This window comes from Lysinibacillus sp. NPDC093688 (genome assembly GCF_050280145.1).
Classification (GTDB): domain Bacteria; phylum Bacillota; class Bacilli; order Bacillales_A; family Planococcaceae; genus Lysinibacillus; species Lysinibacillus xylanilyticus_B.
On record NZ_JBNNUX010000001.1, the window covers coordinates 120,105 to 131,961 of the forward strand.

The 11,857-nt window shown below is 38.6% G+C and carries 9 protein-coding genes and 1 pseudogene; all 10 read left to right on the top strand.

All coding sequences use genetic code 11. The features are described 5' to 3' along the window. Positions 1-582 precede the first annotated feature (582 nt). The 10 genes and pseudogenes from ACQKN2_RS00570 to ACQKN2_RS00615 all read left to right on the top strand — a co-directional run bounded on the left by ACQKN2_RS00570 (position 583) and on the right by ACQKN2_RS00615 (position 11,852). Positions 583-1,524: a rhodanese-related sulfurtransferase gene (locus ACQKN2_RS00570; protein ID WP_427413183.1), complete on the top strand. Its 942-nt coding sequence runs from the start codon at positions 583-585 to the stop codon at positions 1,522-1,524. Positions 1,525-1,812: 288 nt separating this feature from the next. Beyond that, positions 1,813-1,983: pseudogene (locus ACQKN2_RS00575) on the top strand (SDR family oxidoreductase); the annotation flags it as partial. Positions 1,984-2,637: 654 nt separating this feature from the next. Further along, positions 2,638-3,336 carry an aspartate/glutamate racemase family protein gene (locus ACQKN2_RS00580; RefSeq protein WP_427413184.1) on the top strand — a complete coding sequence of 233 codons (699 nt, stop codon included), beginning with the start codon at positions 2,638-2,640 and terminating at the stop codon, positions 3,334-3,336. A gap of 1 nt (position 3,337) precedes the next feature. Then, positions 3,338-4,381 (top strand): P1 family peptidase, encoded by a 1,044-nt coding sequence (locus ACQKN2_RS00585; RefSeq protein WP_427413185.1) that lies wholly within the window; start codon positions 3,338-3,340, stop codon positions 4,379-4,381. A gap of 763 nt (positions 4,382-5,144) precedes the next feature. Continuing rightward, positions 5,145-5,837 (top strand): M15 family metallopeptidase, encoded by a 693-nt coding sequence (locus ACQKN2_RS00590; protein WP_427413186.1) that lies wholly within the window; start codon positions 5,145-5,147, stop codon positions 5,835-5,837. Beyond that, positions 5,834-6,628 carry a M55 family metallopeptidase gene (locus ACQKN2_RS00595; RefSeq protein ID WP_427413187.1) on the top strand — a complete coding sequence of 265 codons (795 nt, stop codon included), beginning with the start codon at positions 5,834-5,836 and terminating at the stop codon, positions 6,626-6,628. The genes ACQKN2_RS00590 and ACQKN2_RS00595 overlap by 4 nt, the downstream gene beginning before the upstream one ends. Before the next feature lie 23 nt (positions 6,629-6,651). Next, positions 6,652-7,716 (top strand): dipeptide epimerase, encoded by a 1,065-nt coding sequence (locus ACQKN2_RS00600; protein WP_427413188.1) that lies wholly within the window; start codon positions 6,652-6,654, stop codon positions 7,714-7,716. A gap of 196 nt (positions 7,717-7,912) precedes the next feature. Further along, entirely contained in the window at positions 7,913-9,736 is a 1,824-nt protein-coding gene (locus tag ACQKN2_RS00605; RefSeq protein WP_427413492.1) for a peptide ABC transporter substrate-binding protein, read from the top strand. A gap of 197 nt (positions 9,737-9,933) precedes the next feature. Further along, complete coding sequence (locus ACQKN2_RS00610; protein WP_427413189.1) at positions 9,934-10,878, top strand: ABC transporter permease; 945 nt, start codon at positions 9,934-9,936, stop codon at positions 10,876-10,878. Then, positions 10,878-11,852, top strand: coding sequence for an ABC transporter permease (locus ACQKN2_RS00615; protein ID WP_427413190.1), 975 nt, complete (start codon positions 10,878-10,880; stop codon positions 11,850-11,852). Before ACQKN2_RS00610 ends, ACQKN2_RS00615 begins: the two co-directional genes overlap by 1 nt. The last annotated feature ends 5 nt before the right edge of the window (positions 11,853-11,857 follow it).

Consider the following 11,857-nt stretch of genomic DNA (forward strand, 5'->3'; position numbering starts at 1 on the left):
ATTAATGTCTAACAGGAGCGTTAATTAAAGATCATTGAGTTGCATATGCAGCTCATATTTAATAAATATAAGTTCGGATATTGAACCACTTGAATTTTATGAACGCATTTTGCAAGCAATAGAAGAAGTAGATGCTGATATTTACATTACTGAAACATTGATATGGCATTTTATAAGAAAACTGTTTTATTTGAGCCAGGGTAAGTTAGTGTGAGTTATAACTAATACTGTCACATCTTATAGTTATATTTGTTATATAAATATAAGATAATGCGACACTAAAATAAACCTTGATACAGAGTAGTTTTTGCTGTATCAAGGTTTGGGTTTTTTGCAATAGAAAACATAATAAATAAGATTAAAAACTTCTGAATGTTGGATTTGAAACGAGATGGCTGGATCGGCTATTTCTTGTTAGTTCAAATCCTCTGACCACTTCACAAGTTCTTTAAAAACAATATTGTATACCCATTTCAGCCTAATTACCGATAGCATATTAAATGATTATCCTTTATGTTTAATAGGTCGTAAAAGACACTATCAGGTATATCCTGCAAATATATGAAATGATAGGTGGAAACAATGAATTATCAAGTTTTATTATATTACCATTACACGAAAATCGAAGATCCAGCTGCGTTTTCAGCAACGCACTTAGCAATGTGTAAAGAAATCGGTTTGAAAGGTCGTATTTTAGTAGCCAATGAGGGCATTAACGGTACTGTTTCAGGTACGATTGAGCAAACAGAGCAATACATGGCAAACATGCAAGCAGACCCGTTATTTGAAGGCATTGTCTTCAAAATTGATGCGGCAGATGAGCATGCATTCAAAAAAATGCACGTACGCCCACGTCCCGAGTTAGTAAACTTAGGCTTAGAAGAAGACGTAAACCCACATGAATTAACAGGTCGCTACCTGTCACCAGAACAATTCCTTGCTGAAATGCAAGATGAAAATACAGTAGTATTAGATGTGCGTAACACGTATGAATACGATGTCGGCCATTTTCGTGGCGCGATTCGACCAGATGTACAAAACTTCCGCGATACACCGGAATGGGTACGTGCAAACCGCGAGCTATTCGAAGGGAAAAATGTTTTAACATACTGCACGGGCGGGATTCGTTGTGAGAAGTTTTCGGGCTGGATGAAACGTGAAGGCTTTGGCGATGTCGGTCAATTACACGGCGGTGTTGCAACATACGGAAAAGACCCTGTTGCGAAAGGCCAATTATGGGACGGTCAAATGTACGTATTTGATGAGCGTTTAACGATGCCGATCAATCAAGTAGAGCATGTTATTATCGGTCGTGATCACTATGACGGCGAACCTTGTGAACGTTACATTAACTGTGCAAACCCTGAATGTAACAAGCAAATCATCGCATCTGAAGAAAATGAAGCAAAGCATTTAGGTGGCTGTACAATCGAATGTACAAAGCATGCGCAAAACCGCTACATCGTGCGTCACAATTTAACAGAAGAGAAAGTAGCGCAAACAATTGTGGCGTTACAAGTATAAGCATGAAAAGCTGTCTAAACATAAAAAAAGTCATTTTTTAATTTAAGGGGACTTTTTTGGTTATTATTTATTTAAAAAAGCCTTTAATTTAGTCGAAAGCTCTTCTGGTTCCATTTGACGCAATTGGTCAACAGCAAAGTCCACAAGTTCAAGCATTTTAATATCGGCAGGGCACTTGTTGTTTTGAAGTAGAAATGTGTATCTGCTTTGTTACTGGTGCAGCAGGTGCTGGTGTTTGCTCCATGGTAGCTAATCAGCGTGGTTGTGGTGTAGCAAAGGCTGTTTATAGAAAGCGTGTTTCCGATGAGGTATATCGGAAAACCAGAGGATATTGCTTCTGTAGCAGCATGGCTTGCTTCATCCCAAGCTAGTTATGTAACCGGGATTACTCTATTCGCAGATGGTGGATTAAAAAATAACATAAATAAAAACTGGCATTGGAAACTAACGGGTATTTAACCCCCTTCCAATGCCTTTTTTCTAATGGGGTTTAGCGAAGTAAGTTTTACTATCAGTTTGTAATTGAACCGGTTATTCTCATACAAAAAATGATTCATTGACTGAAAGCTTAAATATTTTACCTAGCGAGGATATCTGTTTGGCCGGTATCTGAATGATAGCCAAACGAAGCTTTCTCAAATGGCGGATAACCATAAAAATTCTCTAAAGCATTGCGTAGAACGCAACGTGTGGGTTTCTTCTATATATAAAATCAACTTTTTTAGAGCATTTTTAATCAATCCTTATTATAAACTTACACTAAGCTTCTTTACTTATTTACTTGATATTTGTTCAAGTATTGATCAAGTTAAAAGGCTATATTATTCCTAGTACATATATTAGGTCTTTTCGATTGGTTATTACTGAAAAGCTGACGAAATGGAAGAACGATGTTAAAGCTTGTAATGTTTATTTTTTGAAAATTCCCTTATTTCATCCGGGATTTTTAGTATAATAATAAAATTAAAGGCACATCATCTAAAGTTAGGTCTGAAACCTGTTAAACCTATACCCAGTATATAAGTTGATTGGACGCCACAAAGAAAGCGCCCGGTCAAAACAGATATCAACCTTACGTTATGTGTAATCAGCCAAATTTGAGGGGGAATTTGTATGAAAACTATTGGCATGATTGGTGGTATGAGCTGGGAGTCTTCAGCTGAGTATTACCGTCTTATGAACCAAGAGGTAAAGAAACAATTAGGAGGCTTACACTCAGCCAAATGTATTTTGTATAGTGTAGATTTCCAAGAAATTGAGCATTATCAAGCTGAGGGAGAGTGGGAGAAGGCTGGACAAGTGTTGGGAGAAGCAGCGCAATCTCTAGAGAGTGCAGGGGCAGATTTTATTATCATCTGTACAAATACAATGCACAAAGTTATAGATATCATTGCGGCAAAGATCACAATACCGATTTTACATATAGCAGATGCGACTGCCAATCAAATAGAAAAAGCTAGTTTACAGAAAGTTGCACTTCTTGGGACAAAGTACACGATGGAGCAAGATTTCTATAAAGCTAGAGTAGAGGGATTTGGCATTGAAGTGCTTGTTCCGCTTGCTGACGAGCGTACTGAGGTCAATCGTATCATCTATGAAGAATTATGCTTGGGCCAAATTGAACAAACATCAAAGGAATATTATTTACAGGTGATTGAGAACCTTGTGAAAACGGGAGCACAAGGAATTATATTAGGCTGTACAGAGATTGGATTACTTATTAAACAGGAAGATCTTAATGTACCTGTTTTTGATACAACAATTCTACATGCAAAGGCTGCTGTAAATATGGCCATTCATAAGGGGGAGTAAGATGCCAAGAAAAGTACGAGAAATGGGGATTGTAATTGGAACACTATCAACAGGTGAGAAAAATTGTATTACTGATGTAGCTGGCGTGCGTGTAGGTCATATAACCCTCGATGAGAACATGAATCAAGACGGCGCTTATGCCTGTACAGGGGTAACCGCGATTTTACCGCATGATGGTAATTTATTTCAGCAAAAAGTTACTGCTGCAAGCTATGTGATAAATGGTTTTGGGAAAACGACAGGGCTCGTTCAGGTGAATGAGCTAGGGGTAATTGAATCTCCAATTATGCTCACGAATACATTTGGCGTTCCGGCTGTAACACAAGGAACGCTGCGATTTATGCTAGATACGAATAGTGAAATAGGACTTTCAACAGGAACTATTAATATCGTAGTCGGGGAATGTAACGATAGCTATTTAAATTCTATTCGAGAATGTCCTATCATACCCGAGCATGCTATGGAAGCGATCCACAAAGCCACAAATGAAACTGCGGAGGAAGGGGCAGTTGGTGCAGGAAAAGGAATGATGTGCTTTGGCTATAAAGGTGGGATTGGCTCATCTTCCCGAGTCGTGACACATGCGTCAACGAACTATACGATAGGATGTATGGTCCTTAGTAATTTCGGGCAAAGCTCAGAGTTTTTAGCACATCGATATAGTGCTTCAAACGTTCAATGTGAATCGACACTATCTCCGACAGATGGCTCCATTATCATCGTACTTGCCACCGATGCCCCGCTTAGTAGTCGTCAACTAACACGTGTCATTAAACGCTGTGGTATCGGATTGGGACGGACAGGCAGTCATTTTTCACATGGCAGCGGAGATATAGTCATTGGCTTTACAACAGCCCATCATATCGCTCATCTATCAGACCAACTCGTCGAAACACGTACACAACTACGTGAAGATCATCCTATTATGAATCAATTATTTGCAGCTGCTGCAGAAGCAACAGAGGAAGCCATTTTAAATTCACTATCACAGGCACAGACTACTGTTGGTCGAAATGGTCATAAAGTTGAAGCCTATCAATTCTAGCTTTATTAATAGACATGAAATCTCTTTAGTTTTAGTGCTCGAAATATTAATAAAAATACTATATATTTAGTGCTCGAAATATTAATAAAAATACTATATAGTTGGCCTATTTAGTAGCTTCGAAATAATTATAAGAGTTAACCTCCATCTTGATATTAATCAAAATGGAGTTTTTTTTATAACCAATTAAATTTGATTCAATTAACTAAGGATCATCACAGGTGGATGTCATTTCATATTTATATAAGTTGATTGGAGTGGAGACTGGGCGACTCCTCGGGGATCAGCAATAGAGGAACGAAGGCTAATAGCATCACATCCTGTGATAACGCCTCCGTGACCAACATCGTGTTGGCCCGAGACCCTGCAGCGAAGCGAAGCGGCTCATCGGACGCCCCCAGGAAAGCGCCCAGTCGGAACGGAAATCAACCTCACTTTGTGGTTGAGAAATCCTTGAAGAGGCTTAAATCGGTCATTTTTTATTTTATTTCGGTAATCTTCTACCCTATCCACGAATAAAATTCCTAAATAGGTGAAAAAACATCATTTTCCGACTTCTTGCACCGATCATTTGGCGTACCTTGTTAAAAAAGCAGAGAATAGCTATTACTCTGTCATATTTCTTTTTTTTCTGGTCAATAAATTTAAGGTGTGATACATTCGATAAAACTGAATTATCTAAAAATTTTATCGAAACTTGAAATTGGAGGTGTGTACTATACATGACACCATTTTTCAACCCATTGAGGTAGATAAAACTTCAATGAGGGAATCAACACCTGCAATATGTGAAAATGGCGAGCCAATCATTCAAGTTCGAGAAGAACACTCAAGGATTTTTAGTGAGCCCATTTACTATCATCAAAAAATACCAAATAGTTTACAAGTTATTTATTTACGTCAGGGTGTATATGAGCGATTAACGCAAGCGCTGTTATTATTACCTAAAAATTTTAGTCTTATTTTATATGATGGTTATCGTCCATTCCGAGTGCAACAATTTTTGTTTGCGAATTTTTCAAAGCAAATAGCACAGCTTTTTCCCCATTTTACTGAGCAAGAGGTTGTAAGAGAAACGCGTAAGTATGTTGCGTTTCCTAGCATGGATCAAGCTCATCTTGCCCCGCATTTAACAGGTGGAGCGATTGATGTGACGCTAGGAGATTTAGATGGCAATGCTTTAAATTTAGGTTCAGCATTTGATGAAATAAGTGAAAAGTCTGCAACACGCTATTTTGAACAACATCCGGAGGAAAATTGGGAAGCCTGTGTTCATCGACGTCTACTATATAACTGTATGACAATGGTTGGGTTTACGAATTATTCAGAGGAATGGTGGCACTTTGATTTTAATAATGCTTCATGGGCAAGACGTGTAGGTGCGCAAGAAGCTAGTTATGGAGCTGTGGAAGCAATGATCCAAGACAATAAAGTAAAGGAGTTTCGATTACTATGAAGGTCTATATTAGTGCAGATATTGAAGGGATTACTGGTACAACAGCTTGGAGTGAGACGGAGCTAAACGCGCCAGATTATAAGTTTTTCCAAAAGCAAATGACAAAGGAAGTAGAAGCCGCTATAGAGGGGGCTATTCGTGGTGGAGCAACCGAAATTTTACTAAAGGATGCTCATGATTCAGCACGTAATCTTGATATTTCTAATTTACCAGTAAACTGCAAGGTTATTCGAGGTTGGACGTATGACCCGATGTGTATGGTTGCGGGACTTGATAAGAGCTTTGATCGCGCGATTTTTATTGGCTATCACAGTAAAGGGGGAAGTGCGCGGAATCCTTTAGCACATACACTTTGTGTTTTTGCGGATGTGAAAATTAATGGTGAGTACGCGAGTGAATTTTTAATTAATACGTACGCGTCTGCTTTACATGGTGTTCCAGTTTCATTTGTTAGTGGAGATGTGGGGTTAACAGAGGAAATTCAATCGATCAATGATCATATCATTACATTTGCCACAAAAGAAGGAATAGGAAATGCGACTATTAGTGTCAGTCCACAGCTGACGATTAAAGAAACGAAACGACTTGTTGAGGATTCGATGAAAGTGTCTCGGGAAGATTTGCAAGTACCATTACCTGAGCGCTTTGTAGTGGAAATCATTTATCGTGATCATACGCGTGCATATCGAAACTCGTTCTATCCGAATGCTACGTTTAAACCACATAATACAGTGGAATTCGTAACGGATGATTTTTATGAGGTACTTCGAATTTTACAGTTCTTAACATAAACAACTAAAAGGTAGGTGAATGAATGAAAATAAAAAATATTACCTTGGGGAAGATAGAGGCACCACTTATAACACCGTTTAAAACAGCTTTAAGAACAGTGCATAGCATTCACAATATTGCTGTTTATGTCCATGCTGATGATGGGCGCATAGGTATCGGTGAAGCGGCACCGACTGCAGCCATTACTGGCGAAACACTAGGGTCTATTTCGTACGCTATAGAAGAGTATATAAAGCCAGCCATTATCGGGATGGATATTGAAGAATTGACAGAAATCATGGAGCGAATCGACAGCAGTATTTATCAAAACACCAGTGCAAAAGCCGCCGTAGATATGGCGATTTATGATTTAGTTGCGAAACACTATCAAACACCTCTGTATAAATTACTAGGGGGCTATCGGAAAGAATTAGTAACAGATATTACGATAAGTGTAAACGATCCTGAAGAAATGGTGAAGGATAGTATTGCCGCCGTACAGCGAGGTTTTCAAATTTTAAAAATAAAGGTGGGGAAAGATCCAGCAGGTGATGTAAAGCGAGTTATGGCTATTCGTGATGCAGTTGGACACGCTATAACATTACGAGTGGACGCGAATCAGGGCTGGACACCGAAGCAGGCTGTACAAATTATTGGTGCACTTGAAGATGCAGGTACGAATGTTGAATTGGTTGAGCAGCCTGTTCATTGCCATGATCTAGTAGGAATGCAATTCGTGACGGCTAATACATTGACAAATATTTTGGCGGACGAAAGTGTTTTCTCTGCAAAAGATGCCTATACAATTATTGAAAAGCGAGCTGCGGATTTGATTAATATTAAGCTCATGAAAACAGGAGGCATTTATCAAGCACAGAAAATTTGCCACATTGCGGAGGCAAACGACATACCATGTATGATTGGCTGTATGTTAGAGACAAAAATTAGCGTAAGTGCTGCTGCACATTTTGCCGCATCACAGAAAAATATCACGATGATAGATTTAGATGGACCTAGTTTATGTTTGAAGGATCCTATTGCCAGTGGTCCAATATTTGAAAATGATCGCATTAGGATGACGGATGAGGTTGGGCTAGGATTTTCATAATAAAATGAAGCTTCATCAGTGGAACGGTTTCATCCTCCACTGATTAACAAAACGGGCTTTTACGGGCAGTTGATCTCCCCACTCATATGTTTTGAATCTTGAAGTGGGAATCTTGTACCTGGCGCTTTCGCTTACGGTACATAGAAATCGCTACCCGTTTATGCGAGATAAAAAGATTGCTAGGGGGATGCTTATGATGAAAAGGTATTGGTTGCTTTTCGCGTGTCTAGTTGTAATGCTTTGTGCAGCCTGTAGTGACGATTCTTCAAGTGAAAAAAAATCAGAGTATCGGGTTGTTTATTCGGGGGAAATAAAAACGTTAAATTACTTAAAGACCTCTGAAACGAATGAGTTTGCTGTAGCAGCGAACTTGGTTGATGGATTAATTGAGTATGATAAGTATGGTGTTGTGCAACCAAGCATAGCCAAAGAATGGTCATCAAATGAGGATGCTACCGTTTGGACATTTAAGCTTCGTGATGATGCAAAGTGGATGACACATGACGGTAAAGAGTATGCAAATGTAGTTGCTCAAGATTTTGTAGATGGCTTACATTATGTGCTTGATGCAAAAAATGAATCGTCGACAGCTTGGATTGCGACTGTCGTAAAAAATGGGGAAGCCTTCTATAACGGTGATATGACAGATTTTTCGAAGGTTGGCATTAAGGCAATAGATGAACATACCGTAGAATACACGTTAGAAACGCCTACACCTTATTTCCTTTCTATGTTGAACTATGTCTGCTTCTTCCCGGTTAATGGTAAGTTTATAGCGGAAAAAGGTGAAAGCTTCGGTACAACTCGTGAAAATTTCCTTTATAACGGATCCTTTATTTTAGATAAATTTGAACCTCAAAATGAACGAGTACTTGTGAAAAATGATAAGTATTGGGATAAAGACAATGTACTGATTGATCGTATCCGCTATAAATACAATAAAGAAGCGGCTACAGTAGAACCAGAATTATTTTTACGAGGAGAAGTCGATTCGGCGAGTATTCCAACTTCTATTATTGATGAGTGGTTTAAAGACGATAAGAAAAAATCACAAATCCGTCAAACACAAAATAACTTCTATACGTATTTCTATGCATTAAACTTTAACCCACAATTTGATGCGGAATACGAGCCTGAAAATTGGAAGAAAGCGGTCAATAATAAAGATTTCCGAAAATCATTGTTCCATGCGCTCGACCGTGTATCTGCAATGCTAACGTTAGAACCTTATAATCCAAAAGATTTGCTTAGCAACACAATTACTCCTAAAAACTTTGTCAATGTGGAGGGGGTTGACTATACACAGTTAGCACCATTAGCTGATATTTCAAATAACGACTCCTTCAACAAGGAGAAGGCATTGGAATATAAGGAAAAAGCGAAAAAAGCGCTAGAAGGAAAAGTAACTTTCCCAATAAAAGTGTTAATGCCTTATAACTCTGGCGGCCCAGATTGGGCAAATCGTTCACAAGTAGTTGAACAACAGCTTGAAAAATTATTAGGTACTGATTATGTAGATATTGTTATAGAGGCCGGACCATCAACAGGCTTTTTATCAGAGGTTCGTAAACCAGGTAAATTTGCATTGCTCGAAGCAAACTGGGGCCCAGACTATGCCGATCCATCAACGTATACGGATCCATTCACTGCAGATGGTACTTATAATAAACCGGAGCTAGCTGAAGGTTATACAGAAGCAAATGGAAAATCAAAATATCAAAACTTAGTGGACGAAGCAAAAGCGACGATCGATACAGCCAAACGTTACGAATTGTTTGCTAAAGCGGAAGCGTTCTTAATTGATGAGGCATTTGTCATTCCTTATTCAGTAGGAGGTAGTGGCTATGTTGCTTCTAAATTGAATCCATTTGAGGCGCAATACTCGCCATTTGGTGTGACTGCCGAGAAATTTAAAGGGCAGCGAATTTTAGAGAAACCAATGAGTAACGAGGAGTTTAAAGAAGCTTTAGCGAAGTGGGAGCAAGAACGTGCGGATGCGTTAGCTAAAGCGGCGAAATAATTGAAAAATCAATCATTTGAAACCTTGTCCCGATGATTGTTAGTTGAATCAATCGAGCTTTAGGTAGTTAATGCTGAAAAAAACATTATGGCTCCATTCAAGATAACTATTCAAAAGTAATAAGTATTGATGAAGGAGATACCGAAATAGAAAAGTCGGGATCTCCTTTCTTCTTTCTGAAAAAGGAGGATGAAGTGATGCTGTGGTATATAGGTAAACGTTTATTACAATCAGTTTTAACACTGTTTATTATTATTACGATTGTTTTTTCATTATTACGTTTAATGCCTGAAGAAGGTTATTTAGGAGCAGCAGCGAATAAGATGTCACCTGCTCAACAAGAAATCTATTTAACGAATTTAGGTTTACGTGACCCACTACTTGTACAATTGGGGAACTTTTACACGAATCTGTTTCAAGGTGATTTAGGTAAATCCGTTACATATCGAACAGATGTACCAGTCGTCACGATTATTGCAGATAAGATCATGTATTCCTTGCTATTTGGTTTAGGTGCGGTTGTACTATCTCTTTTAGTTGGGGTTCCGCTCGGAATATTGATGGCACAGATGAAGGGACGCTGGCTGGACCGTTTGGGAACTGGCTATATTGTCATTGTTGTTGCAGTGCCTGCCGCTGTTTATTATTTAGTCATTCAAATGTATATAACGGAAATTTTCCATTTACCAATGCTTTTTGATGAGTATAATCCCGTTACTTGGATTTTACCACTAACTTCAATGGCACTAGCGCCGACTGCGTCCTATGCCATGTGGATGCGACGTTATATGGTGGATGAACTAAACAAGGATTATATTAAGCTAGCGCGAGCAAAAGGAGTTAAAGAGCGTGCATTAATGTTTAAACATGTACTACGAAACGCTTTTATTCCAATGGCACAATATTTACCCGCAACTATTCTTTTTACCATTACAGGTTCCATCTATATAGAATCCTTATATTCTATTCCTGGGATGGGGGGCTTACTCGTAGATGCCATACAACGACAGGATAATACGATTGTACAAGGCTTAGTGCTTGTTTTCTCTTCACTTGGAATTATCGGTCTCATTTTAGGAGATATTGCAATGGCTCTTGTTGATCCGCGGATTAAATTGGGGAAAGGGGAGAGTGTACGTTAATGGGAATGTATTCAGAAGAAATAAATAATATTTCAAACAAATCACGTGAAACATTGTTCGAATTTGCAGAAGTAGATGAGCGGCAAGCTGAAGAAACAGCCTACTCTAATTACTCCTATTGGCGTTCAACATGGAAATCCTTCTTGAAAAATCGCATTGCTGTATTTTTATTAGTTGGCGTGCTTATTATCGTAACCTTTACCATTTTACAGCCGTATTTACCAGCGCAAAAATCACCGACTGAAATATATCTTGATGAGCAGACAGGTCTCCAAGCGCGTAATATTGCGCCAAGCGCTGAATTTTGGTTTGGAACAAACTCCATTGGGCAGGATTTATGGTCACGTATTTGGGCAGGGACAAGGACCTCGTTATTTATTGGCTGTGTCGTTGCTTTAGTAGAGGCTATCGTTGGTATTACGATTGGTACACTTTGGGGCTTTTCGCGTAAATTAGAGTTGCCTATCACACAGCTTTACAACGTCGTTGATAACATACCGACGACTATCGTACTTATTTTAATGTCCTATATTTTGCGACCAAGTATTTCAACCATAATTATTGCTATGTGTATTACTGGCTGGGTAGAAATGGCGAGGTTTATACGCAATCAAATCGTGATTTTGCGCGATCGTGAATATAACTTAGCCTCGAAATGCTTAGGAACACCTGATTACCGAATAATAATGAAAAATCTATTACCCTATCTTATTTCTGTCATTATGTTACGAATGAGTCTAGCTATACCATTTGCAATAGGCTCGGAAGTATTTTTAACATACATCGGATTAGGGCTACCGATTAGTGAGCCGTCTTTAGGAAATTTAATCAATGAAGGTCGAGTGCTCATGATGTCTCCAGAATTAAGATATCAGCTCATTTTCCCAAGTATTGTATTAAGCGTCATTACAATTGCATTTTATATTATAGGAAATTCATTTGCAGATGCAGCAGATCCGAAAAATCACGTATAAAGGGG